15 protein-coding genes and 3 pseudogenes are annotated in these 26,428 nt (G+C 40.7%); 12 read left to right on the top strand and 6 right to left on the bottom strand.

Annotated features, from left to right (window positions below):
* Window positions 1-41: 41 nt before the first annotated feature.
* From ACHLI0_RS00130 to ACHLI0_RS00185, 12 genes and pseudogenes are all read left to right on the top strand, one after another.
* A pseudogene (locus tag ACHLI0_RS00130) lies at window positions 42-536 on the top strand (MFS transporter); the annotation flags it as partial.
* A gap of 37 nt (window positions 537-573) precedes the next feature.
* On the top strand, window positions 574-1,764 hold the full coding sequence (locus ACHLI0_RS00135; RefSeq protein WP_151209975.1) for a n-acyl-d-glucosamine 2-epimerase: 1,191 nt from the start codon (window positions 574-576) through the stop codon (window positions 1,762-1,764).
* A gap of 50 nt (window positions 1,765-1,814) precedes the next feature.
* Window positions 1,815-4,007 carry an alpha-N-acetylglucosaminidase gene (locus ACHLI0_RS00140; RefSeq protein WP_234120749.1) on the top strand — a complete coding sequence of 731 codons (2,193 nt, stop codon included), beginning with the start codon at window positions 1,815-1,817 and terminating at the stop codon, window positions 4,005-4,007.
* A gap of 134 nt (window positions 4,008-4,141) precedes the next feature.
* Window positions 4,142-7,264 carry a SusC/RagA family TonB-linked outer membrane protein gene (locus tag ACHLI0_RS00145; protein WP_490748167.1) on the top strand — a complete coding sequence of 1,041 codons (3,123 nt, stop codon included), beginning with the start codon at window positions 4,142-4,144 and terminating at the stop codon, window positions 7,262-7,264.
* Between the two features lie 14 nt (window positions 7,265-7,278).
* Window positions 7,279-9,162 carry a RagB/SusD family nutrient uptake outer membrane protein gene (locus ACHLI0_RS00150; RefSeq protein ID WP_225694231.1) on the top strand — a complete coding sequence of 628 codons (1,884 nt, stop codon included), beginning with the start codon at window positions 7,279-7,281 and terminating at the stop codon, window positions 9,160-9,162.
* A gap of 21 nt (window positions 9,163-9,183) precedes the next feature.
* Window positions 9,184-10,560 (top strand): BT_3987 domain-containing protein, encoded by a 1,377-nt coding sequence (locus ACHLI0_RS00155; RefSeq protein WP_490748168.1) that lies wholly within the window; start codon window positions 9,184-9,186, stop codon window positions 10,558-10,560.
* Between the two features lie 77 nt (window positions 10,561-10,637).
* A pseudogene (locus ACHLI0_RS00160) lies at window positions 10,638-11,609 on the top strand (DUF4855 domain-containing protein); the annotation flags it as partial.
* Window positions 11,604-12,353, top strand: a complete 750-nt coding sequence (locus tag ACHLI0_RS00165) for a glycerophosphodiester phosphodiesterase (protein ID WP_050547415.1) — start codon at window positions 11,604-11,606, stop codon at window positions 12,351-12,353. The pseudogene ACHLI0_RS00160 and the gene ACHLI0_RS00165, both read left to right, overlap by 6 nt.
* 83 nt (window positions 12,354-12,436) lie before the next feature.
* On the top strand, window positions 12,437-12,589 hold the full coding sequence (locus ACHLI0_RS00170; protein WP_008766050.1) for a hypothetical protein: 153 nt from the start codon (window positions 12,437-12,439) through the stop codon (window positions 12,587-12,589).
* A pseudogene (locus ACHLI0_RS00175) lies at window positions 12,546-12,896 on the top strand (fibronectin type III-like domain-contianing protein); the annotation flags it as partial. The gene ACHLI0_RS00170 and the pseudogene ACHLI0_RS00175, both read left to right, overlap by 44 nt.
* Before the next feature lie 11 nt (window positions 12,897-12,907).
* On the top strand, window positions 12,908-14,164 hold the full coding sequence (locus tag ACHLI0_RS00180) for a hypothetical protein (protein WP_234133389.1): 1,257 nt from the start codon (window positions 12,908-12,910) through the stop codon (window positions 14,162-14,164).
* A 13-nt stretch (window positions 14,165-14,177) separates the two neighbouring features.
* Window positions 14,178-15,278, top strand: a complete 1,101-nt coding sequence (locus tag ACHLI0_RS00185; protein ID WP_490748169.1) for an SGNH/GDSL hydrolase family protein — start codon at window positions 14,178-14,180, stop codon at window positions 15,276-15,278.
* A gap of 679 nt (window positions 15,279-15,957) precedes the next feature.
* Here ACHLI0_RS00185 and ACHLI0_RS00190 read toward each other — a convergent pair.
* The 6 genes from ACHLI0_RS00190 to ACHLI0_RS00215 form a co-directional block, all read right to left on the bottom strand.
* The gene (locus ACHLI0_RS00190) at window positions 15,958-17,367 is read right to left on the bottom strand and encodes a DUF5009 domain-containing protein (protein WP_490748170.1); all 1,410 of its coding nucleotides are present in this window, start codon (window positions 17,365-17,367) and stop codon (window positions 15,958-15,960) included.
* Window positions 17,364-20,018, bottom strand: coding sequence for an alpha amylase family protein (locus tag ACHLI0_RS00195; protein ID WP_490748171.1), 2,655 nt, complete (start codon window positions 20,016-20,018; stop codon window positions 17,364-17,366). The genes ACHLI0_RS00190 and ACHLI0_RS00195 overlap by 4 nt, the downstream gene beginning before the upstream one ends.
* 11 nt (window positions 20,019-20,029) lie before the next feature.
* Complete coding sequence (locus tag ACHLI0_RS00200; RefSeq protein WP_490748172.1) at window positions 20,030-21,463, bottom strand: calcineurin-like phosphoesterase C-terminal domain-containing protein; 1,434 nt, start codon at window positions 21,461-21,463, stop codon at window positions 20,030-20,032.
* 135 nt (window positions 21,464-21,598) lie between these two features.
* On the bottom strand, window positions 21,599-23,002 hold the full coding sequence (locus ACHLI0_RS00205) for an alpha amylase family protein (protein WP_490748173.1): 1,404 nt from the start codon (window positions 23,000-23,002) through the stop codon (window positions 21,599-21,601).
* 46 nt (window positions 23,003-23,048) lie between these two features.
* Window positions 23,049-24,746, bottom strand: coding sequence for a DUF5018 family protein (locus ACHLI0_RS00210; RefSeq protein ID WP_490748174.1), 1,698 nt, complete (start codon window positions 24,744-24,746; stop codon window positions 23,049-23,051).
* A gap of 19 nt (window positions 24,747-24,765) precedes the next feature.
* Entirely contained in the window at window positions 24,766-26,427 is a 1,662-nt protein-coding gene (locus ACHLI0_RS00215; RefSeq protein ID WP_490748175.1) for a RagB/SusD family nutrient uptake outer membrane protein, read from the bottom strand.
* Window position 26,428: the final 1 nt, after the last annotated feature.

Consider the following 26,428-nt stretch of genomic DNA (forward strand, 5'->3'; position numbering starts at 1 on the left):
AGTTTTACTAGCTTCATCTGTATACTATAGTTAATTTAAGCCAAGTTCTCGTAGGACTAGTCAACACTCTGACCACCGTTCTTGCTCTTGTGATCATTGACAGGGTCGGCCGCAAGCAACTGGTCTATTACGGAGTTTCGGGGATGGTTGTCTCCCTCCTGCTGATCGGCATTTACTTCCTCTTCGGTGATTCCTGGGGAGTATCCAGCCTCTTCCTGCTCGTTTTCTTCCTGTTCTATGTATTCTGCTGTGCCGTCTCCATCTGTGCCGTGGTGTTCGTGCTCCTCTCGGAGATGTACCCCACCAAGGTACGCGGACTGGCGATGTCCATTGCAGGATTCGCCCTGTGGATAGGAACGTACCTGATCGGACAGCTAACCCCCTGGATGCTCCAGAATCTCACCCCCGCCGGAACATTCTTCCTGTTCGCAGTCATGTGCGTGCCGTATATGCTCATCGTATGGAAACTCGTGCCGGAGACTACAGGAAAGTCACTGGAAGAGATCGAAAGATACTGGACCCGGTCGGAACAGTAGAAGAAAGAGACCTTAATAACTTAACACTTAAAGATATATGGATTTTAAAATACTAGCCGATCAATATCGGAATGAATTATTGGATAATGTCCTTCCATTCTGGCTCGAACACTCTCAAGATCTTGAGTTTGGCGGTTATTTCACCTGCTTAGACCGCAAAGGAGGAGTTTTTGATACAGATAAATTCATCTGGTTGCAGGGACGTGAGGTATGGATGTTCTCCATGCTTTACAACAAAGTGGAAAAACGGCAGGAATGGCTGGATTGTGCCGTTCAGGGTGGTGAATTCTTAAAAAAATGTGGACATAATGGAGATTACAACTGGTATTTTTCACTCGATCGTTCGGGTAGACCACTGGTAGAACCATACAATATTTTCTCATATACTTTCGCCACGATGGCCTTCGGGCAGTTGAGTCTTGCTACCGGAAGTCAGGAGTATGCGGACATAGCAAAGAAGACTTTTGAAATCATACTCTCTAAAGTTGATAATCCGAAAGGCAAGTGGAACAAGGTTCATCCTGGTACTCGTAATCTGAAGAACTTCGCCCTCCCGATGATCCTCTGTAATCTGGCTTTGGAGATCGAACATCTTCTGGATCCCGGTTATCTGGAACAGACGATGGAAACCTGCATCCATGAAGTGATGAATGTCTTTTATCGTCCGGAGTTGGGTGGTATCATTGTTGAGAATGTCGATGTGGATGGTAATCTGGTGGATTGTTTCGAAGGACGCCAAGTGACTCCCGGTCATGCTATTGAAGCGATGTGGTTTATCATGGATCTAGGCAAAAGGCTGAACCGACCGGAGCTCATACAACAAGCAATGTTAACCACCTTAACAATGCTTGATTACGGTTGGGACAAGCAATGTGAAGGCATCTATTACTTTATGGACCGTAACGGTTGTCCTCCCCAGCAATTGGAGTGGGATCAGAAACTCTGGTGGGTACACATTGAATCTTTGATTTCATTATTGAAAGGCTATCAGTTGACCGGAGATAAAAGATGTCTGGAATGGTTTGAAAAAGTACATGACTACACGTGGACACACTTCAAAGATACGGAATATCCGGAATGGTTCGGTTATCTGAATCGGCAGGGAGAAGTATTGCTGCCACTCAAAGGCGGGAAATGGAAAGGATGTTTCCATGTACCAAGAGGATTGTACCAATGCTGGAAAGTACTGGAAGAGTTACGAGAAACAAATGAAATTATACATCCATGAAAATCACATATCTAACATATAATACACATTCTTATTTTTATTACCCTGATATGAACAGACAATACTTCTATATAATACTTACAATTTTTCTTTTTACAGGTTGTAGAAAGGATACTGGATCAAGTAACCCAGTATTAGAACAGATGTGCCAGAGATTATTTCCTCAACATGCAGATTCTTTTGAATTTGAATTATTAAATGACTCAAACCAGATGGATCGTTTTATACTAGAATCGGCATACAAGAAAATTCGCATAAAAGGAAATAATAATAATTCTTTGGCCGTAGGTCTTAACCATTATCTGAAATATTACTGCCATACGAATGTATCTTGGTATGCCTCTGATAGCATTGATATGCCCGAAGAGTTACCAGTAATTCCTCAACCAATATCTATCCGTTCTAAGTGTGACAATCGTTTCTTCTTGAACTACTGTACATTTGGATATACAATGCCTTATTGGAAATGGTCTGATTGGGAAAGGTTGATTGACTGGATGGCATTAAATGGAATTACGATGCCATTAGCTATCAGTGGACAAGAGACAGTATGGTATAAGGTCTGGAGCAAATTAGGATTAAACGATGAACAAATACGTTCATATTTCACAGGACCTGCGCACTTGCCCTGGCATCGTATGTCTAATGTCGATTATTGGCAAAGTCCCCTGCCGAAATCATGGTTGGAGCAACAAGAAGTATTACAGAAACAAATATTAAAGAGAGAACGCGACTTTAATATGACCCCTGTTTTACCTGCATTTTCTGGCCACGTACCTAAAGAACTTAAAGCAATCTATCCGGATGCCAAAATTCACGAAATGAGTCAATGGGGAGGATATGATTCAAAATATCGCAGTCATTTTATAGAACCAATGGACTCTCTGTTCAACATCATTCAAAAAATGTATTTGGAAGAGCAGACGGCAATATACGGTACAGATCATATTTATGGAATTGATCCTTTTAATGAGGTTGATTCTCCAAATTGGAATGAAGATTTCCTGGCAAAGGTTTCTAATAAGATATATGAGTCCATTTACCAAGTAGATGCTGAGGCTAAGTGGTTGCAAATGACATGGATGTTTTACCATGATCAAAAGAAATGGACACAACCCAGAATCCGTTCTTTCCTGGAGGCTGTGCCAGATGACAAACTCATACTGTTGGATTACTATTGTGACAGTACAGAAATATGGAGGAATACGGAAAAGTACTATGGGAAACCATATATATGGTGTTACTTGGGCAATTTCGGTGGAAACTCCATGATGGTCGGAAATCTGGATGATGTTGATAGCAAAATCAAAAGGCTCTTTGCAGAAGGTGGTGAGAATGTATATGGCTTAGGAGCTACCCTGGAAGGCTTCGATGTGAATCCTTTTATGTATGAATTTGTATTTGACCAGGCATGGGATTATCCGTTAACAACTGATCAATGGATTCTAAACTGGGCAAAATGCAGAGGGGGAAATCAAGACGAACATATTCTGAAAGCATGGGATTCATTACATAAAAAAATATATAAAAAGCATGCAACAGCAGGGCAAGCCGTTTTAATGAATGCACGTCCAATGTTAGTGGGCACAGATAGTTGGAATACCTATCCAGACATCACTTATAACAATCGTGACTTATGGGATATTTGGACAGAAATGTTGAAAGCCAGTCATATAGACAATACTGGATATCGATTTGATGTAATAAATGTAGGACGGCAAGTATTAGGAAATCTCTTTTCCTTGTTTAGAGATCATTTTACTCAATGCTATTCAGAGAAAGACATAGATGGCATGAAGAAATGGGCCAATCAAATGGATTCACTATTGATAGATACAGACCGTCTGTTATCCTGTGAAACCAATTTTTCAATCGGCAAGTGGATTGACGATGCCCGTTCTTTTGGAGAAACAGAAGCTGAAAAAGAATATTATGAAGAAAATGCACGTTGTATCCTGACAGTATGGGGACAAAAAGCAACTCAATTAAATGACTATGCAAACAGGGGCTGGGGTGGATTAACTAACAGTTATTATCGTGAACGTTGGAAACGCTTTACAACAGAAGTAATATCCGCCTCACTATCTGGCAAAAAGTTTGACAAAAAGCAATTTTATCAATCAATTACTGACTTCGAATATGAGTGGACATTATCCAAAGAGCACCATCCTATAATTTCTGGAGAGAACCCGATATTGTTAGCTAAAACATTATCAGAGAAATATATCCGATATTTCTATTAAGCACGTATATCCCAATAATAATCAATTATAAAATAAAACAGCCTATGAATATAATACCAAACTTGTAATTAGTGGAATTATCAAATCTAAAGAAGAAAAAAATACAGAATTACTTAACTTTAAATTATTAATGTATGATGTCGGACTTACGAAAAAACATTTTTTCAATTAAAATCTGGACTGTTACGACATTCTGTTTATTATCACTAGTAAACATGAACGCTAGTAATGCTCTTGCGCATTCTTTACAAAAAGATGAGATCAAAGAAGTAAAGGACAATCCTTCTGGCAAGAAAGTCACAGGAAAAGTATTGGATGAATTTGGAGAACCTATCCCCAGTGCATCGATATTGGTAGAAGGACGTTCAAGGGGAGTTATCACTGACTTGGACGGAACATTCGTGATAGAAGTCTCACCCACAGATAAGCTGGTTGTCTCTTACTTGGGAATGGAGACACAGACTATCTTGGTAGGCAATCAAACCAATATGGTGATTAAAATGCAACCCCAAACAGCAGAACTTGACGAAGTTACCGTAGTAGCATATGGTAAACAGCGAAAAGCAAGCGTTATTGGTGCCATCAATACAGTTTCGATGAATGAGCTTAAAATGCCGGTTGCCAAACTGAGTTCCGGATTGGCAGGACAATTGGCAGGTATTGTCGTGATGCAGCGTTCCGGTGAACCGGGTGCAGGCGCCGAATTCTGGATTCGCGGTATCAACACTTTTGGTGCAAGCAATAAGCCGTTAGTTTTGGTGGATGGAGTAGAGCGTAGTATGGACCTTGTGGATGTTGAAGATATAGCTTCTTTCTCTATTCTGAAAGACGCTACCGCAACAGCATTATATGGAGTGCGTGGAGCCAATGGTATTGTACTTATCACGACAAAACGTGGAACCGAATCAGCACCTAAGATTAATGCACGCGTAGAATATGGTTTTACCAATCCAGTACGTATGCCCGAATTGGCTAATACGGAACAATGGATCAATTATTATAATGATATTACTTTGGAATCATCCGGACGCTTGGCTATACAACCTGAAGAAAAAGCAAAATACCTGAATAATACAGATCCGGATCTTTACCCGAATGTAGATTGGATGCAAACATTGTTTAAAGACTTCTCCAACACCACACGCGTGAATATCAACGTTACCGGGGGATCTCCTAAAATACGTTATTATGTAGGCGGCTCCTTTTATTCGGAAGGCAGTGTATTCAATATTTCGGATAAAGACCGCTACGATGCTTCAATGCGCTATAACAAGTTTAGTTTTCGTTCAAATATTGATATCAATGTAACTTCATCTACTGAGCTGAGTCTCTCACTGTCCAATCAATATGAGACCAAGAACCGTCCTTATGGTTCACTATCAGATTTGTATGCTTATATGATCCGTACTTCTCCGATAGCTACTCCTACTATTTATTCAGATGGCACTTTGGCTAAACCAAGTACAGGTACCAATCCTTATAACAGCCTGAATAACTCTGGGTACTCGCAGGATTTTTTCAACAATGCACAATCACTAATTTCGCTTACACAAGATTTCTCAAAAATGGTAACTCCGGGATTAAAAGCCAATGTTAAGTTCTCATGGGACGCCTACAATGCGCATACACTAAACCGCATTGTAACACCATCTACCTACTATGCAACCGGACGTGATGAAGAAGGGAATCTTGACTTTGTACGGAGTACAGAAGGCAGTGATTATATGAAACTTACACGGACAAATTCGGGCACACGTACTATCAACTTTGAAGCCTCAGCCAATTACGACCGTCTCTTTGGAGAAAAGCACCGTGTTGGAGCTTTGTTCCTTTTTAGTATGCGTAACTATACAGACAATTTCCCGGGTAATTATGTAGACGCTTTTGCCCACAAAAACATCGGTATTGCCGGTAGAGCTACTTATTCATATTACGACCGCTATTTTGCAGAATTTAACTTCGGATACAATGGTTCTGAGAATTTTGCACCTGACAAACGTTTTGGTTTCTTTCCTTCTTTTGCTATAGGATATATGCTAAGCAACGAAGCTTTCTGGGATCCGTTGCGTTCTACTATCCACCTGTTGAAAATCAAAGGTTCGTATGGAGAAATAGGTAATGACCAGATTGGCGGAAACAGACGTTTTGCATTCAACTCCACCATGAAAGAAGGACAATATGGCTATATTTTCGGAACGAATCCCGGTAGTGGAAGTATTGTAGGTATTTCTACAGGTATTCCGGGAAACCTGAATGTTTCATGGGAGAAAGCTCAAAAAGCGAATGTGGGACTGGAACTTGGCTTATTTGACCGACTTAAATTCCAACTTGATTATTTTTATGAAAAGCGTACTGGTATCTATATTCAGCAAGAAAGTGTTCCTTCAATCGTCGGTCTCAATGAAACCCAGTATGTGAATCTTGGAGAAATGAAGAATCAGGGTTTCGATGGTTCTATGGAGTATGAACAACGATTTAATGACTGGTATGTCTCTGCCCGTGCCAATTTCACTTACAATCGAAATAAAAAGTTGTATGATGATAAACCGACTCCTATATGGCCCTACCAGAGTGAAGCTGGATTTGCCTATCGTCAGCAACGCGGTCTTATAGCTCTCGGTCTTTTTGAGTCAGAAGAAGATATAGCCAATAGCCCTAAACAAAATTTTGGAAACGTTCGTCCTGGTGATATTAAATATAAAGATATCAATGGTGATAACGTTATCGACGCATACGATAAGGTAGCGATTGGCTATACGGACGTACCGGAAATAAATTATGGATTTGGTATTAGTCTGGGCTGGAAAGGATTTGACGCTTCTCTGTTTATGCAGGGAGTAGGAAATGTGACTCGTATTATCGGTGGAGACGCTCTTTATGGTGCCTCTGATAATATAGAGCGTTTAGGACAGATTTACGCAGACGTAGCCGAAAAACGTTGGACCACCGGCAATCCTAATCCTAATGCTACTTATCCACGGCTTTCTATGAGCAAGGTAGAGAATAATCTTCAACCCTCCACCTACTGGCAACGTAATATGAGTTTTCTTCGTTTGAAAAATGTAGAGATAGGATATACTCTTCCAAAGAATATTTATAAACGTCTGGGTATGTCTTCGATTCGTGTCTATGCACAGGGTGTCAACCTTTTGACATTCAGCAAATTTAAATTATGGGATCCGGAACTAGATTCCAACTATGGAAATATATATCCTCAGATGAGAACAATCACCTTAGGTCTTAATCTTAACTTTTAAAGCATATCAGAACTATGAATAAGAAGATACGAATTTTAGGAATATTCCTATACTTCACTATTGCATTCAGCCTTGTATCATGCAACGATTATCTGGATGTGACTTTGCTCGATCAGCTTACACAGGACGAAACCTTTAGTAAGCGTGTCTCTACCGAACAGTATTTAGCGCACGTCTATAGCTACTTGCCGCGGGAATATGAATATCTGGAAGAAGGAAGCGCAGTTCCCCGTAGTGATGAAGCCATGTTCTCCTGGTATCAGTGGGTCAACTACCTCTCTTTCAATAATGGATCATGGGGACCTTCTACTCCAAACTATAATATTTGGAAAGCAAAGTATACAGGCATAAAGCAAGCTAGTATATTCATGAACCATGTTGACGAATGCTTGGAGATTGACTCTGAAACGAGACGTATAATGAAAGCAGAAGCACGTTTTCTGCGAGCTTATTATTACTTTGAACTATTCCGTCAATATGGTCCTGTGTATATCTGGGGAGACATCGAATCGGATGAACTTATAAAACCGGAAACGATAGACCGGCATACAGTTGATGAAAACGTAAATTTCATAGCTGAAGAGTATGATAAGGCTATTGCAGAACTTCCTGCAGAGATCAGCGATTTCACAAAATGGGCAGGACGTATCACCAAGGGAGCGGCAATGGCTGCCAAAGCGCGCTTACTGCTCTATGCCGCCAGTCCGTTGTATAATGGATGCGATCTTTATAAAGGACAAATGAAGAATCTGCGTGGTGATTTCCTTTTTCCGCAGAGTCCCGATCCTCAAAAATGGGAAAAAGCCGCTAAAGCTGCCAAAGATGTTATAGATATGAACATCTATGAATTGTACAAGGACCAGACTGAAGCAGACCCTTTACTACGTGCCATCAAATCTTATCAGGGAGTTCTTTTTGAAGAGTGGAATAAAGAAACGATCTGGGGTGCCTGGGGACGTAATCCTACTAATACTGGACTTGGGGCTATAGGTTTCTATCTGTATAGCCGGTGCATGCCTCCTAGAGTTTGTGAACTGGGTGTCGGTGGTTTCTGCCCGTCTCTGAAATTAGTAGATACTTATCCGATGGCTAAATCCGGAAGATATCCTGTTACCGGATATGACAATAACGGGAATCCTGTAATTGATGAGCAATCGGGATATACAAATACCGGTTTTACAGAAAATTTCAAGCAGCCGGGAGCCAGTTTTGCACCTGGATTTAAAGCGCATAATAGCTGCGTCGGACGTGACGCCCGTTTTTATGCTTCTGTATTTCCAAATGGTTTTTATTGGATCAATCAATATAAAGGCATAAAACAAGTTACCTTTTTTACGGGAGGATCATCCTCGTACTTAGAATCTGGAGATTGTGTCAAAGTCGGATATATGTGGAGACGCCCACTCGATCCTGCTCTTAATACAGAAAGTGGCAGTTGGGGAACCGTATTCTGGCCCTATTTCCGTTTGGCCGAAATATATCTTGACTATGCTGAAGCTTGCAATGAGAAGCCCGAACGCAATGAAACGGAAGCATTGAAGTATATTAACCTTGTTCGCGAACGTTCCGGTTTAAATGCCCTCGAAACAGCGTATCCGGAAGTGAAAGGCAATAAGGATTTGTTGCGGATGCTGATTCAAAAGGAACGCATGGTAGAATTAGCCTTTGAGGGACACCGATATTATGATGCCCGTCGCTGGATGATTGCTCAACAAGAGTTTCCCGGACCGGAATATTCTCTTAATTTATTGGCCACTTCATACGAAGATTCTTGGTCGCGGACATCAAATGTTTGGAAAGGTGGTCCCCGGGTATTTGAGCCTAAGCATTATTTCTTCCCTATCAATCAAGAACAATTGAGTGAAATGAAGAATATTACTCAAAATTACGGATGGTAAATATATGTAATGGATATAAATATGAAAAAACATAAGACAATACAATTCATAGTTGCTGCACTTTTTATTGCATCGGCATGTACTGATGATCGTGATAATCTCATGGTTAATGATCAAATCGGACTATTGCATTCTACCTATACAGAAACGGAGGTATTCCGTGGTATGGATACCCTCTATCAATTATTTGTTATCAAAAGTGGGAAAGGAAAGCAGGAGGCGGAAGTTTTCATTTCTGTTGACGAGACTGTACTTCAGAGTTATAATACGGATAACGGAACATCGATCCAATTATTGCCTTCCGATTGTTATACCATTCTTCAGCCTGCTCTGCGTCTCAGCGATTCCGACTATCGGAAAGCTTTTGATATTAAATGGAATGCCGACCGTCTATCCGATCTTCTTTCTACGGGAAAGGAATATGGCTTGCCCATACAAATGAGTGTGGTGCAAAATTTTATCTCAGCAGATGATGAGCGACTAAAAACCATTATTGTACCTACTATTAAGGAACCTTATTTGCAAATGGATGTTCCTGGTATGAGTCCGGTTACTGATTTTATGCCGACTTTCGGCGATTTGAATGAAAGAGAACTGTTCGTAAAGATAAGAACTAATTATTCTAATGATGAAGATATTTCATTTCAGATTGAAGTCGATCCTCAGTTAGTCACTGATTATAATACCGCTCATGGCACAGCCTATAAAATGTTGCCGGAGAGTTCCTTTACTGTAGATAATAAAGGAGTTATCTTAACAGGCATGAAGGAGACATTCATTAAAATTAAATACCACAAGAAAGGGTTAATACCGGAAGAGGGTACTTATTTATTTGGTGACTATATACTTCCACTACGCATTACTTCCGTTTCAAAATATGGTATAAGTCCTGATGCTGCGTCCAAACTGTACACAGTTAAATTCCAACCGGACCCAATAGACAAGAAAGGATGGAGTGTTATAGATTTCAACAACTGTTGTACTCAAGACGGCGGATGGTATCTGAACATGGGATGGGGAGTGGAATCTTTGATAGACAATAATCCTGGCACACAATGGCTATGCCGATGGGATGTAAAAGAGCCCTTGCCCTATTACTTTGTATTTGACATGGGGAAAGAATATACATTATTCAGATTTGGATTTGCCAACCCTGTTGCACCAGCAGCACACGTTTGGGCAGGCACATCGAAAGCCGGTTATGTAGAAGCTAGTATTGATAACGAGAATTGGATCAAATTAAAAGACTGGACTTCTCCCAAAATCGGAGAACCCAACGTTAATATGGATGTTCCTGCGACACAAGCCCGATACATTCGTTTTGTAATAACTGATACCTATCCGACTTATGACGGGCTGAGAGTTAGTCTTGGTGAAGTTTATGCTTGGGGTATGTAACTAAAAACATGAAAATTATGAACTATTTCTCACTATATCTAAAAGGATTGATATGTTTCTGTCTGTTATTTATTACTATGGATAGCCATGCGCTATCCATAGATAAAGGATATAGACAAGATAAAATAAAAGATCTGGCACTTATTTACCAGGGAGGAGTGCATCGTATTGACTGGACTTCGGATCAATTTCTCCCCTATGTGGTACACCAGTTTGCAGATGGACATAAAGACTGGTTATTTGACGGATTCTTGTTTTTGGAGTTCACAGACGGAAAAGGCTGTGGCTTTGCAACACGCTATTCGGACAAAAATGCAAGAAAAACAGAATGGCTATGGTTATTGGATCGTCTTTTTGAAGATGGTAAAGCGCTGTCTGCCTTAGATCGATGTATCGGAACACAGATTAAAGAAATCGGAAAACCGGATTTTACTCATCAGATAGTACTATGTCTTCCGGAAGTTCTTCCCGGACAAAAAGATTGGGGAGAAGTGGATGGTGAGCCAATGGACTTTTCCAGACAAGAGGATCAGGTGAAGGCCACCCGTTGGTATATCGATGAGTTAATAAAGCGATTCAAACAGGCAAAATACAAACATCTGAAATTATCCGGTTTCTACTGGCTGGCAGAGGATATTGATTTCACCAAAGATCTGTCAGTTCCATTAAGTAAGTATATTCATTCGAAGAACAAAACATTTTGTTGGATTCCGTATTGGCAGGCAAAAGGCTACAACCAATGGAGAGAATTAGGCTTTGATATCGCTTATCAACAACCGAACCACTTTTTTAAAGCCTCTATTCCCGATAAAAGACTGGAAGAAGCATGTCAATCTGCCGCCACTCTGAACATGGGGATGGAACTTGAATTTGACGAAAGAGCATTGTTTGATGCCAAGGACTCGTTTTATAATCGTCTGGTAGCGTATATTGATCATTTTGAAAGACAACAAGCCTTCCGTACATCTGCAATGGCCTATTATAGTGGCAATCATGCAGTTCTTGATATGTATAAATCAACAAACCCGAAAGATCATGAAGTCATGGACAGACTGGCTAATCTGATTGTATCAAGACGTGGCAAGCAAAAAAAAGAATCTCATCAGACCAAAGTTATTGCCCATCGTGGATTCTGGAATACACCCGGATCTGCACAGAACTCGCTAGCGGCTTTAGTGAAAGCTGATTCAATAGGTTGTTATGGTTCGGAATTTGATGTATGGCTGACAGCTGACGATGAATTGATGTTGAATCATGACGGATGGCATGAAGGATACTCTCTGGAGAAAACATCTTCTGACGTGCTACGCACTTTAAAGTTAAGCAATGGAGAGAATATGCCAACTTTAGAGCAGTTCCTTGATAAAGCGAAGAAACTTAAAATACATCTGATACTGGAAATGAAACCTCTCAGTACTCCGGAACGTGAAACGAAAGCCGTTGAAATGATCCTAAAGTTGGTGGAAGAGAAAAAATTGACTCACAGAGTAGAATACATCTCTTTTTCCCGTCATGTGATGTGTGAGTTTATACGTCTGGCACCTCCTAAAACTCCAATTTTGTATTTGGGACAGGATATTTCGCCCAAGGAACTGAAACAATTGGGAGCTACCGGGGCAGATTACAATTATTGGGCTTATCATAAAAATCCGGATTGGTTGAAAGATCTGAAAAATTCAGGGATGACCTCCAATGTATGGACTGTAAATATCCCTTCTGAGATGCAATGGTGTATTGACAATGGTTTTGATCTGATAACCACAGATGCACCGACAGCTTTCTTAGGCTTATAATAATCATTTGGATAATATGCTGATGGAATCTGCCATCAGCATATTATATTTATACTGTTTATACGGACAAGAATAACAAAACAATGAAATTAAGAAATATCATAGCAATCATGCCTTTTCTGGCATCATCTTTCATGACGCAAGCTCCTGTTTATCAAGATGTGAATCACCCCATTGGAGACAGAGTGGTAGGCGTATGGAAAACTAACAGCAAACAAGAAAGTCATGTCAGTTGACGAAACAATAACTTTCAGTTTATCTGTCAAGAACACAGGGAACCGTGAAGGGCAGGAAATTGTTCAGCTTTATATCAGAGACATAAAGTCTTCTCTTCCCCGCCCGATGAAAGAATTAAAGAGATTTAAGAAAGTAAAATTAATGCCGGGTGAAGAAAAAATAGTTTCTTTGTCTATTGATAAAGAGGCATTAAGCTTTTTTGATGCGGAAAGACATGAATGGATTTGTGAACCGGGCAAATTTGAAGCTATCATAGCAGCATCAGCTATGGATATCAAAGATGTTCTCAAATTTGAATTAAAATAAAGATAGAAGCCATGACGAAACGTTTAATCCTTGCATTCGTATTTTTATCCTGGCACTTAGTAGCCTGTTCGAATGGAGATTCGGGAATTTCTTCCGGACTCCCGGATAAGCCTTCTGCAGAAGAAGACTCTCCCGGGACTGAAACGATATCTGAAGAAATGAGAGTGAAAATAACCGGCGAAGATTTATATATATCGGCCAAGTTAGATGCCAAAACCGATATTCTTTATTGGTTCAAGAAGTGTATGTTCAATGAACTGTTCACATTTTATAGAGTAGGAACAATTGACAATAATATGCCTGCTCCTGCCACTCTGCCCGATGCTTCTCCGACTTCTCTTCTGAATCTGGCTTACAGTGACAATATCGGTCCTTTTAATATAACCGGATACGGGTGGTGTGGAGGAAATCATCCCTACCTGGATGAAGTTACTCAAACTGCTCGCAATATCGGTTATCGTATTTATATAGACGGAAAAGAAATAAAGACAGATCTATCGACTCTGACAAAAGAGATAAAGATTGAAGTAATCAATGAAATAATGAACCCTTCCAAAGCCGATACCAGTAGTGGAAAAACACTTCTGAATGAGATCTTATGTATTGAGACTGTCAATTATTCTATTTATAGAAATAACATTCAAGTCTTGGTTACTCATGAATTTCAAAATGAGTCTCCCGTGACAGTACAAATGTATTACGGAATGCAATCTATGTTTGACAAGGAGACACATACATTAACTGCCAATGGCAAGTATGTGGACTGGACAGTACAAAAGGATGTTTCTACCTTTACAAAGAAAGAGTATCCGTCATTTCGCCGTTTCATTGAGAAAAGCGCAAATGCGTATCAATCTTCTTATCTGTTTGCCGACGGATTGGGAAATCATGAAGAAATATCAGATGATGATATTATATTCATAGGAAATTCCAGCAATAAGACGTACCACAAGATTATAGCTGATAGAGAACACAAAAAGGGGGATATTATTCATTGGAGCGGAGTGTATACCTGGTTTAAGTCTCCTGTTTCTGATGATGATGATTTGCTGTGTTATGAAGGTGTTATAGATAATAAAAAGGTCCTTTTTATAGATTGCAAGAAGAGCGTCGACAGGACAATACAATTGCCTGTCGATTATACTAAGAAGTCTTTTACGATTATAGAGAAAAGTAAATCAATAACAATTACTGGTAATAAAGTAACAGCCAAAGGACTTAGAATTGTATCCGACGGGTCCGGAAGTTGTGTGATTACCTTTGATTAATTTAGAAAACGATATGTGGAAAAATGTGTTAGTTCTGGTTAGCCTCTGTCTGTTGTTTGAAGATGTAAATGCTCAAACTACAAAGAACAGATACTATAAAGCTAATGATGAAAACGTTTCTTACGTAGGACGTACGGAAATACAGAGTGATGGTTCTGTTTCTTTCGACTGGACCGGTACTTATCTTCGTACCCGACTTTCGGGAGGAGAATTGTCTATAAAGATTTCAGATACTGGTATTAATTATTACAATGTTTTTGTAGACAGCCTTTTACACAAAACGGTAAAAGTATCCGGTAAAGATACTTTGATTAATTTCATTTCCGGCATGGATAAAGGCATCCATCATGTGTTGATTCAAAAACGTACGGAAGGGGAATGGGGAAAGACAACCATTCATCAATTTGTGCTTCATAATGAAGGAAAGCTGATGAAAGAAACGGAGTGCCCGTCCAGACATATCGAATTTATCGGTAACTCGCTGACGTGTGGCTATGGTGTAGAAGGGAAAGACCGTAGCGAACCTTATAAAGCTGAAACGGAGAATTGCAACTTATCTTATGCCACTATTATCGCCCGCTATTTCAATGCCGATTATACGCTTATTGCACATTCCGGACGTGGAGTAGTCCGCAATTATGGAGATTCCGTCCGAATATCTGCCGTGACAATGAAAGACCGTATGCTGAATACATTTGATATGAATTTGGATAAGAAATGGGACTTTAAAACATACAAGCCCGATTTGGTGGTTGTTAATTTAGGAACTAATGATTTTTCCACCAATATATATCCGTTGGAAGATGAGTTTATTCATGCTTATAAGCTACTAATAAGCCGTCTTCGTGCAAATTACGGAGATGTCCCTATATTATGCATCAGTCCGGCTATTGCTCAACGGCAGATCGTTCAATACATGGAGCGTATGCGCAAAGACTTGAATGATAAGAAAGTTTATATAGCAGTTCTTCCCGAAGGCCTTTGCGATTCGACTACAGACTTAGGAGCAGTATGGCATCCCAATTACAAAGGTCAAATGAAAATGGCTATGTCATTGATTCCTTATATGTCAACTATCACAGGATGGCCATTGAAAAAGGAATCGTTTTATTAAGACTTACCATGTTATATAATTATCAAAATGGCATTTTGTCATTTTGATAATTATAAACTCTCTAACGGGCGTATTTCCATCACTGCACAGGATAGAGAATAAAATGACAGAGATTTGCCGTTACAGGAAATCACTTTGTTGCGAATATGTATCTATATGCATTCTTTTTGCGTTATTTTTCACACTATTCTGTAATATCTTTCTCTTTTTTATATTACTTTGCATCATTCTGATTAATATTTTTCATCCTAAAACAAAGTCTAATAAATAAGATACCCATCATTTTAGAGCTAAAATGTGCTCCTTTTAAACGGACTTAGCGTTACTTTTAAAGCAATGGGACGTTCCTTTAAAAGCAACCTTATGTTTATTTACAATCAACCTTATGTTTTAGCTCAATCAACCTTATGTTTTAGCTCAATCAACCTTATGTTTATTTCAAACTATACGGTGTTTTTTATGCAAATGACCGCCCGTTTATTCATAATCATGCATATTAATTCAAGATTGTATGCATATCTCTTTCTATCTTTACTCATCTATCAAAAGATAGAAATAGCAAGAACAGGGAAATAAGGAAATTATGCTTCCTATTTTGCTATTTATCTATCATTTTGTTTTCTGATCAACTTATTTTTAATGCCTGTTATTATACTATCGGTATATCTATTGAATAATGTCAAGTTCTCCAAAACCACTTGATCTTAGTAAAAAACATCGTTACCAAAACAGCTAAAGACGTAATGATTACTCCCTGAAGGAACCCAAGCCACGCATTCTGCTGGAAGTAGGACAACAGCGAGGCAAGTCCCAGTATATTAGCCAACGGCATAATGAATAAATCACCAACCACGTAAGCGATCATCGGATTTTGCCCGGACATAACAAGAAAGCGGCTACTTCGCACACATCTGAAATAATCACAAACAATACTTAAGAATAAGAGCCCAAGGAATGCCAGACCGGAAGTTACAAAGAAATAGCTAAAAGTGGCAGGATCTTTCTTGATACCTTCTTGAAAAGGTTCAGAACATAGCCCCAAAAGGAGAAGATATGCTCCGGCATTAAACAGCTTTTTCCATAACAAAGCGATTCCTTCTGTCGGACGTAAGAAAACCAATTTGCCAATCAATAACAGCACAAGTGTCGCTAATAAATTCACTGTCACCATACGGGTATAAAGCCCATAGAGATTGAATACAATAATCACCATAGTCAATATCAGTAGCGCAATTCCTATCTTACGGTATTGTGGTGAAGCCGGCTGTTCGGTATCCTTTCGGCCCTTCATCCATTCCATCAAATACTCACCGGCAATGCTGCCGGGAATTACAATAAACAGATATTTCAGATAATCAAACCGATACATCCAAGGCAAAGGAGTATAATTGAATATCACCTGTGTCCAGGAACCTTCGACAGTACTTCCCAAAATGACAGCCATCAGCAGCAATAAAACTCCCAAACGCAACCATCGGTTATGCATCGTAAAAATGTAGAGGGCAGAACCGAAGATGGCCATATTGGCTAACAACAGAATAATCACATTACTAAAATACAGGCTGAACGTTCTTCCATCGGCATAAGAAGTAGTAAGCATCATGATTACCGCAATTCCGTATGCGGCTATCTTTATGCCGGTATGTGCCCAGTCCGGCATTTTCAAAGGAATGCGCATGAACATCGGAAACAGAACCGCAAAGCAAAGAATAGCCAGTAACCAGGATCTGATGTCCTGCGGAGAACTGAGCACATACGGATAAAAATGCTGAATGAAGATGGCAAAGAAAGTCAGTTGTACTCCACGTTTCACCGCTTCATAGACTAATTTCAGTTTAGAGTCACCTTTCTCTGCACGCTTACCTATGGAAAAAGGGAAAGCTGCTCCCATTGCAAACAGGAAGAAAGGAAAAACAAGGTCTACCCATGTAATGCCGGGCAAAGAAGGATTGAATATATGATCGGGCGGCGGCGTCTGCGCATGACTCATCCAACCGGGGAGCACCTGCGTTACGATGGTAGCAGAAAGTACCATCGTAATAATCGCATATCCTCTCAAAGCGTCTAATGCATAGGCCCGGTTATTCATAAGGAGCCTCCTCTTTTCATTCCTTCCTCTACTTCCTTCCACAGATTTTTGGTAATGATATGTACGATGTCAAATACCATTAATCCGTCCGAACGGCGAAGGTTCATCTCTATCGTTTCCGATAGTTTGGCAGGGTTGTCATAGAACTGGTCCACCAGAATACCTCCCATAAATTTATTACCTTTCAATATCTGACGTAAATGCTGACATGAGCCTTCTACACAATACCACGTACCGGATTGAGCCTGCGAATCAGTTTCGTTCCAGATACTCCGATTCGTTTTTCTGTATTCCTCGATGGTTATGTCCGTATAATAATTACCGGTAGCATAAAGGTCTATCAGCTCGGCATAGCCATAATTTTTATATTCGGGTGTTGCCCAGCTGAAATCTTTGCCCGGATCATATTCTTTGCTGGCAAAGTTTACGCCTACTTCATAATAAGATGGATACCAGGCACCGGTGTACGTGCCGAAAGAAACGTCAGGGTTGGCAGCCTTGACTTCTTTACGGGCAAGCGCCATGAAATCAGTAATGTTTTTAGTTCGCCATTCCAGCCATTTCCGGAAATATTTTCCTGGTTGCGTTATGTATTTCCCATCTGTATTTTTAGTCCAACGAAAAATATCTTCGGGGAAGTTTGCGACTTTTTTACCTATGGATTCTTCAAACTTCTCACGTGACAATAAAGAAAAATCAGCGGTTATTCCATCGTAACGTACCCGGTCGAGCATCAGACCGTCCAGGTCGGGATATTTGGTCACAACTTCTTTCAGAACATCCAGGATATGGGTACGATATTCTTCGTTCAAAGGATTGATCATGGCACCATATTTATGCTTCTCTTCGGTGATTGGTATGATTCCTTTATCGGGAGTGTACACCATCGAAGCCCATTCCGGATGTCCGCTATATACCATTCCACGGTCAAAATAGTTGTGTCCGGCACAGAATACATTCAATGAGGCGTGTATCTCCAGCCCCAGTTCGTGCCCTTTTTTGATAAAGTATCCCAGATAGTCAAAATCACCGGCTTTGGCTCCTTTCCATTCTTTCATTTGCGGAGCATATTCACTTTTATATAAAACTTCCCCTGTGATCGGACGAATGTCGACAACCGCATGTGTAAAGCCCAGCGATTTGATTTTTTCCAAGTAATAATCAATCGAATCTTTATGACTGAAGCGCTCAAAGTTTGCTTCGGCATCAATCCACATTAAGGCCGGTTTCTTTTTGATAACGATCCGGAAAGGAGAAGCCGGAAGCCCGGCATTATTGCATAATTCCCCCTGCACATAATTCCGGAAACAGTAGCGGACTTCTATCGGGTCACTAACAGAATCATTCCATACTTTCACAGTAGATGTGCCATTGATGACCTCCGCCTTTGCAGGTCGGAATATACCATCGGAACCTACGATCTCAAAACCTTTCACATTCTGATTTTCCGGAGTCAGTCCTTCCTCTCCATATTCAAAGTCTATTTCTACGGCATTTCCCTGGATACGATAGGTCTTGTAGACTGGACCGGAATATTGGAATCCTTTTCGGCCGTAAGTCTGGGCCAGTGCCCAATAAGCTAACCGTTCTCCAACCTTAATCTTATAAGGTGAATGTATAAAGAGTTCGCTGCCTGCGTCTCCGGTGGTTACCATTCCCACTCCGGGAACTTCCTTCATCAGCTCCAACTGACATTGACGGAACCATGCCCAATCCAACTTGTCATTCCCTTCGGACTTCCAGGGAGCAATCTGGACATAATAAAATGGCATTTCAGCATTATGAAAGAAATTTCTCCATTGAGAAACCATGGCGGGAAAAAGCTTTTTATAAAGAGCAGGATCGGGAGTATTCGCCTCGCCCTGATACCAGATAACTCCTTTGACAGGGAATCCTTTCCATGGATTTACCATAGCGTTCCACAACAGGGTAGGCGTCCCGGCAGCCCATTCGAATTTATCCTGATTTGTATCCGGCAAGGTTACTTCGGAAAAATGAGATAAGGTTTCTTTGTCCATCCATGCTTCGATCTTTGACATACTCCAGGAGCAATGTATTAATCCTACAGGCACGTCCAAGGATTGTTGCAACAGATTGCCGAAGAAGTAAGCTGTTGCACTGAAATCGGCCACTTTTTCCGAAGATGCTTCACTCCATTGTCCGTCTATTCCTTCTTCTTTCAGAGTCGTGCTCCAATTGTTCTTTACGGTGTAAAGTCTTAATGGTCGTTTAGGATTAGCGGACACGATATAGGGCTGTGAACCATAGACCGGTTGTCCGCGGAACCCTTTTACCGGCATTTCCATATTCGACTGTCCGGAGCAGAACCAGACTTCACCGATCAGGATATTTTTTAAGGTCAGCTCTTCTCCGTCCGAAAAAGTAATGGTATATGGTCCGCCGGCTTCCGGAGTCGGAAGAGCCAGTGTCCATTGTCCGTTCCGGTCACAATCTGCATAGATTTTCCGATGATTCCATGAAGCGGAAGCATATACACGTTTTCCGGGAGTAGCCTTTCCACGAAAAGTAACTTCTGCTTGTTGCTGCAACACCATGTTGTCTCCCCAAATGGAGGTCAAGGTTACTTTAGCTTCTGTTTTCAGAACAAAGAACAAACTTATAAGTAGCCAAAAGTATCTGTTTCTGAGCATATGATTTTAGTTTATTGGTTTTCAATAGTTTGAGTATATACATTACCGAAACGGTCAGTCACCTTAATCTCTAGCCTTGCGTTTGGGGCATGAGGAGTTGCATGAAAGAGATGCTCGGTGAGAACCGGAGATATCCAGTCATATTTCACCTTTTCCTTATCCGAACAGATGGCTTTTGCCATAGGATCATATCCCTTGTACTTTTGCATTTCGCCCATCCTTTGTCCATTTTCATACCATTCCACCTTCCAAAGATCATCCCAATTCCATACATTGGCTATAATATCAGAAGGATATTCATCCGACGATCCTGCCGGATAAGCATGAAACTGGTGTTCCAGCGGATAACCTGCGCTTTTATAAATCCACTTCAATTGATTTCCGTTCACTTCATATATACCGTAACCTCTGGGAGTTCCGTCTACATTGATATCCGCACGCCACCAAGTGCCACACACTGCTGCCGTATTATGCTCCATCAACGAATCATTGAAACAAACGTTCGTATTGAAATGGGTATGCCCGGAAATGATATGTGCATTATAGCCTTCCAAGAGTTTATATAGTGCGGCTGTATTCACTGTTTCATCTTGATCCAAAGTATTATATCTTAACTTTTTCTGAAGGCTGGAAGGAATGTGCATGACCACAAATACCAGCTTATCCCTGGACACATACGAAAGGTCTTTTTCCAGCCATGCAAAAGTCCGTTCATCAATATATCCGATATACTGGTAGTCACGATTGACATAGAAACAATTGTCGAGTACAATGTAATGGGCTTTTCCTTTATTAAACGAATAGTAGATGGGGCCGAAATAACTTTCAAAAGTACGGTACGAGAACTCAAAAGTACGTCCTCCATAAGTCATGTCATGGTTGCCGATAGCACGATAAACGGGAAAGTCCAAAGTAGATACGGTATTAATGTAAGATGGATACAAAGAAGGGGTATCACCCACGATGTCTCCACAATCAATACCGAATATGTCTCTTTTTCCCGAATAAGGCTGTACATATTCTTTTATATCCTGCAGGAATCTGCCATAGGCTTTCACATCGTTTTCGGAAGTGACTTGCACATCAGCCTGCACCAGAAACAGATGATTCATATCATTTTGAGGATTCTTCATCAACTCAAAATTATATCCGTCTTGTTTATCCATCTCTATTTGTTGATAGAATAAAGGAATGGTCTTTTCTGTTTTCGGCAGATAACCGGAAGGCACGGACAAGTAAACAAACCGGGCATCTCTTTGAGGAGCAAGCACGTATTCGCCCGACTTATTAGTCAGAACGCAGTCGATTCCGTTCGTTACAACTACTCCTTGAAGTCCTTTCCCATGACAGGTTACCTTTCCACGAATAGTACCGGATAAATTTTGAGCCTGCAAGTTCAAACTCAAACTCATCAAAATGACAAGTTGTAATAAATATATTTTCATAGTTATCTATTGTTCTTTATACAAATAAGGCAATTCATTAACATTAAGTCTGAACCTTGCGGCTCAGACTTAGTGCTATGAATAGAAAGGAGAATACTTGTATTGAGTATATTCTCAGATTGAATTATCAACTTCCTATTTTTGAACGGACTCCAGATAGTTATCAAATCCTGTCTTGAAAGCGCTCCAATAGTCGTACATCTTGATATGACAGAGGTCGAATGCGAAGAAGCCGTCGCTATTGTTTATACATGCGTCGATGGCATCAGGTATTTTAGCGGCTTGTCCACCGTTAGTCCATCCGGTACCATTGCCTATGTCCGGACCTCCGGAGAAGGGAACGTCACCTTTCAGCAACTCGCGACCGTTTTTGCAAAATCCCTCCATTGTCCATTCGCCGCTACCATAAATCTTATCGACAGATGCATAAGCACCTAAGAATATATAATCCAGATGATCGGCATAACCATAGTTCTTATAATCTGCTGTAGCCCATTTAGGATAGTAAGCTGAGGTGTCATATTTAGGACTTGCCCAATTTACTCCCGAAGTATAATAACTGGAATACCATGCGCCTACATACACTCCAAAATTGATTTCTGAATTTACGGATTTTACTTTCTCACGTGCCTTGACGATAAAGTCGTGAATCACTTTTACACGAAATTCCAACCATTTCTTGAAATAGGCAGGCTGATCTGAAGGTATCTCATCTGTGCCTGGCGCCATAATGTCTTCCGGAAAATGAGCAACCGTTTCCCCAATGTACTCTTCAAACTTCTGTTTAGAAACAGCCGAGAAATCACTTTCCAAGCCATAATCGTCATAACGGCAACGGTCCAGAATTATTCCATCCAAGTCATATTTAGCTAGGTCACCCAGTAACTGCAAAACGAAGTTCTGCACATCATCGTTAGCCGGATTCAAAAATTTAGCTCCATAATCGGTCTCGTCATTCAACAAATCCATCGTATTTGTCAGACCGTCAGCGAGATTAGCCACACTTGCCCATTCCTTCTTCGAGTCATCACGGAACAGTATTCCATCTGATCCGAGGTTATAGGGACATAAGTAACCACCGACGAAAGTATTGACTGACGCATGTACTTTCAGCCCCTGACTTCTGGCTGCATCTATAAATGCCTGCAGGTAATCCCATGTTTCAGTACGTTCATAATATACATAACCCGAACTTCCCCACACATCCATTCGCTTCACCTGATCTACTGCAGTAGTGTTGAACAAAACATCTCCTGTAGTGGGACGCACGTCAACAATGATATCAGTAAACCCTGCGTTTTTTACTTTCACCATATCTGTGGCGATATTTTCCTTATTATTCGCATAATCCGGAAAATTAGCTGCCGCATCAATCCAGACATAGCGTGGCTTAACTTCTGTAACGTCCGGATTTTCCGGTTCTTCTGTTGAATTATCATTCCAGGGCCATCCGGGGATTCCATCAGAATCATCACTACATGAAGTGATAGTAACCATTCCGCAAAACGTCAATAATAATATTTTAAAAAGATTTCTCATATTATACATGTTTATTAATGTCAGTAACTCTTTTGAAACACATTAATTATTTGTCGATACAATCAAATTCATATCCTCCGATAATCTTACAGTTGTTGTCAACATAGTAAAGACGAAGTTTATATCCATCTGTAGTTGGAGCAAACAATACATCACCTGTTGCCGCTACACCATCTGCAGAACCGAACGAAGAAAGTGAAGGATTGAATGTCAAAGCGTCTGAAGTAGATACCGTACCGGTAAACGATCCGTCTGAGGTTACATCGTACATATATAAGTACGGAGTGCCTCCCCATTGCGGGAAGTGAGCCGTAGATACCAATACAAGATACTGCGCATTATTGAACGTTCTTGCATCCAGACAGTTATTATTCATTGCCCAGGAATTGCCATTGTCCGAATTGGATAAAGACTTGGACGCATTATTACTTGTTCCATTCACCCAATAAAGTACGTTAGGATCATAATAGGATAAGAAATAATCGCTTTGTGCAGTAGTTCCCTTGGTGACAACCTTGGTATTTGACACAGGAGATCCCCAATAGCCAACACCATTTACCGATACTACTTCAGGACTTCCCAATACACCGTCTGTTATAATCCAGCGAACAAATGTATTAGAACCGGACGAGGCTGTTCCGTCACACGTAGCAATGATAGCGGCATTTGTATTGATATCGCCCTGTACAGATACTTTGGTACCCATATCCAAACTTGTATTGTTGGTATAAGATATCAATAAAGTTGGAACTGTGGTTACAGAAGAAGTCTTATAGATAGAGAAGGATTTACCATTAGCTGCTTTTGTTGCCAACAATATGTTTCCTTTACTATCACTTGTCACACAACCTAAAGATGCAACACCTACGCTTCCCAAAGTCATATTGCCAATCTTACTTCCTGTAGAGGCATTATAATAGGTAGGAGCAGTAGAACCGTCCCCTAAGCAAACAACTAAATTATTGCCATTAACGGCCAGTGAAGGTGAGTTGGCTGAAGTCCAGGGCAAACCTATAACTCCCATATCCAATTTAAACAATTCTGTCTCACTGCCTTTTCTATACCCATAAGGGATCTTATCCGGTACTGCCTTCTGAACTGTGTACGTCTGCTTCGTCACTCCGTCGTGAGCGATGACCGTCAGTTCTACAGGTGAATTGAAGTCAAGCGCCTCTGTCTTAGGATCCGGCGACATTGTCGCATGAGAGGAAAGCGAATATTCTGCCAGACAGAAAGATAAATCTTCTGCAGAAATCAGAGATACCGTCTTATGCTCTTCGTCAATAATTCCACTAATATCTTCGGCCGGTATTGAGAAACTTAATAGCTGACATTTATTGGATTTCACTCTTTCACCCGTAATGCAGATTTGTTTCTTATATCCCTGCGCATCTGTATAAGTGAAGTAATTTTCTTTAGTCAAATCCAATATCGTCAGAACAGGGTCAATAGTACAGTTGGGAGCTAACTTTGCCTGAACCCTCATTGTTTTCATATATTCCGCCGTTTCATTTTCACTGTCTTCCGGATAAAACCATGGCATAGGAATCACATATTTATCTACAGACGCATCCGCAATTGTATAGACAACAGCTTCTTTGTCCACGTAAGGACCTGATGTAAAAAGTGCGGTCAAGCTTGTGATTCCCTGCCGTTCAGCAGTTGGAAGCACATATTCCGGATCTTGGCAGGAACTCATTAATGCCAATACTCCTAATAGTAAGTACTGTATATTCTTTTTCATAATTGTTTTCATTTTAGATTTATTGCCATTCTGCATATTGAGTTACAGCACCGTTATTGTCCAACTCCGCCTGTGGCATAGGGAAACGGTACATCTTAGTCGGGAAGTTACGATCTTTGTCATCACACTCTACATAAATGTAATTGAACGAGCCGTTTGCATTCTGTTCTATCTTAAGTCCATGAAGACGGATACCGGTGAATGCCGTTGCAGATAGTTTCCAGCGACGCATATCCCAATAATAGTGTCCTTCATAAGCTAATTCGACTTTACGTTCCTGACGAATCGCTTTCATCAGGTCTTCTCCACTCTTGTCCGAATAAGGCAAGCCGACTCTGTTACGAATGTCTTTGATGTCTTTATTGGCTTTATCGGCATAGCCACTCAAATGATAGCAAGCCTCGGCATGATTTAGTAACACTTCGGCATAACGAATTTCGGTCCATGGCTGTGTACTTGCCTGCACAGAAGTGAAACTATGAGTCTCATCCACCAGCTTACGCAAATAATAACCTGTGGTAGAACGTCCTTCTGGTTTGGCATCCGTTTTCCATGCAGCCCAACCATCAGTACCATTGACATAAGATGCGATCGTTCTGCCTTTCCACGTCGCACCATTATAAAGAATGGTTGCTTTGAAGCGTGGTTCAAGTTTATCGTATGGAGGAGTTGCCGTTGTTCCTTCTGCTGTATGCCAGGTACTCCAATCCGGAAAACCGCTACCGTCCGCATATTCATAAGATTCTACCATTTCTTGTGTCGGAGTTCCGAATCCTCCGGTCATTGAATTACCATCCAATGCTTTATCACCTCCGGGAGCCATATAGCCGTCAAAATCATGAGTCACAGTAGAACTCTTGTCATAGCAATATTGCAGAATAGCTTCCTGACTTCCTGCTTTAAATGCATTAGAATAATTCTCTTTTTCTTCCAGATTATATCCCATGCCCATCACTTCTTCGGCAGCGATCCGGGCATCATCCCATCTTTCTGCATAAAGCATTGCCCGTGACAGCATTGCATAAGCAGCTCCGCTAGTCAGACGTCCATTAGGGGTTTTATCAACCGGTAAATGTTCGCCCGCAAACTTCAGGTCCTCATATACAAAGTTCCATCCTTCTGCCTCGGAACTGACCGGCATATCCTTCTTTATATTATCCAGATCTTCGTCATATATGATTACTTCCTTATAACGTTTTATCAGGTCGGTATATAAATATCCTCTGAAGAAGCGCATTTCCGCTTCCAGCCGTTCTTGTTCCGTCTGACCAAATGAGGCGTACTTTTTCAGTTTATTGATACCTTCATTGACACGGCGTACATATTCATACATCGTCCCCCAATTGCCTAAATAAGTGCTGACATAACTTACTGTCAGAACGGATCCTCCATAAGCGATTTCGCTAGGTATCTGGCATTTAGACATATAGTTATAGGAACCGTATTTGAGTTGGTCTGTCAACGCTTCCGTCATGCCTGCCAGGCATTGTCCGTCACGATAAACTCCTAAATAATCGATATAACGGTAGAAATCGTTGACAGCTTGTTCGGCATATTCCAGTTTACTCCATACCAGTTTATCTGATGCTTTGTCCGTTGGTGTCATGTCCAGATAATCACTACATGAACCAAGCCCTAAAGAGGCTCCCAACAATATGATAATTATTAATTTTGTTTTCATA

The organism is Bacteroides sp. RCH18 (assembly GCF_058231005.1).

Bases quoted from the DNA above. Each gene is read 5' to 3' on its own strand.
- ACHLI0_RS00185 (WP_490748169.1), top strand. From the start codon at position 14,178: ATGTGGAAAAATGTGTTAGTTCTGGTTAGCCTCTGTCTGTTGTTTGAA.
- ACHLI0_RS00210 (WP_490748174.1), bottom strand. From the start codon at position 24,746: ATGAAAAAGAATATACAGTACTTACTATTAGGAGTATTGGCATTAATG.
- ACHLI0_RS00145 (WP_490748167.1), top strand. From the start codon at position 4,142: ATGATGTCGGACTTACGAAAAAACATTTTTTCAATTAAAATCTGGACT.
- ACHLI0_RS00155 (WP_490748168.1), top strand. From the start codon at position 9,184: ATGAAAAAACATAAGACAATACAATTCATAGTTGCTGCACTTTTTATT.
- ACHLI0_RS00150 (WP_225694231.1), top strand. From the start codon at position 7,279: ATGAATAAGAAGATACGAATTTTAGGAATATTCCTATACTTCACTATT.
- ACHLI0_RS00195 (WP_490748171.1), bottom strand. From the start codon at position 20,018: ATGCTCAGAAACAGATACTTTTGGCTACTTATAAGTTTGTTCTTTGTT.
- ACHLI0_RS00140 (WP_234120749.1), top strand. From the start codon at position 1,815: ATGAACAGACAATACTTCTATATAATACTTACAATTTTTCTTTTTACA.
- ACHLI0_RS00215 (WP_490748175.1), bottom strand. From the start codon at position 26,427: ATGAAAACAAAATTAATAATTATCATATTGTTGGGAGCCTCTTTAGGG.
- ACHLI0_RS00165 (WP_050547415.1), top strand. From the start codon at position 11,604: ATGGACAGACTGGCTAATCTGATTGTATCAAGACGTGGCAAGCAAAAA.
- ACHLI0_RS00200 (WP_490748172.1), bottom strand. From the start codon at position 21,463: ATGAAAATATATTTATTACAACTTGTCATTTTGATGAGTTTGAGTTTG.
- ACHLI0_RS00170 (WP_008766050.1), top strand. From the start codon at position 12,437: ATGAAATTAAGAAATATCATAGCAATCATGCCTTTTCTGGCATCATCT.
- ACHLI0_RS00135 (WP_151209975.1), top strand. From the start codon at position 574: ATGGATTTTAAAATACTAGCCGATCAATATCGGAATGAATTATTGGAT.
- ACHLI0_RS00205 (WP_490748173.1), bottom strand. From the start codon at position 23,002: ATGAGAAATCTTTTTAAAATATTATTATTGACGTTTTGCGGAATGGTT.
- ACHLI0_RS00190 (WP_490748170.1), bottom strand. From the start codon at position 17,367: ATGAATAACCGGGCCTATGCATTAGACGCTTTGAGAGGATATGCGATT.
- ACHLI0_RS00180 (WP_234133389.1), top strand. From the start codon at position 12,908: ATGACGAAACGTTTAATCCTTGCATTCGTATTTTTATCCTGGCACTTA.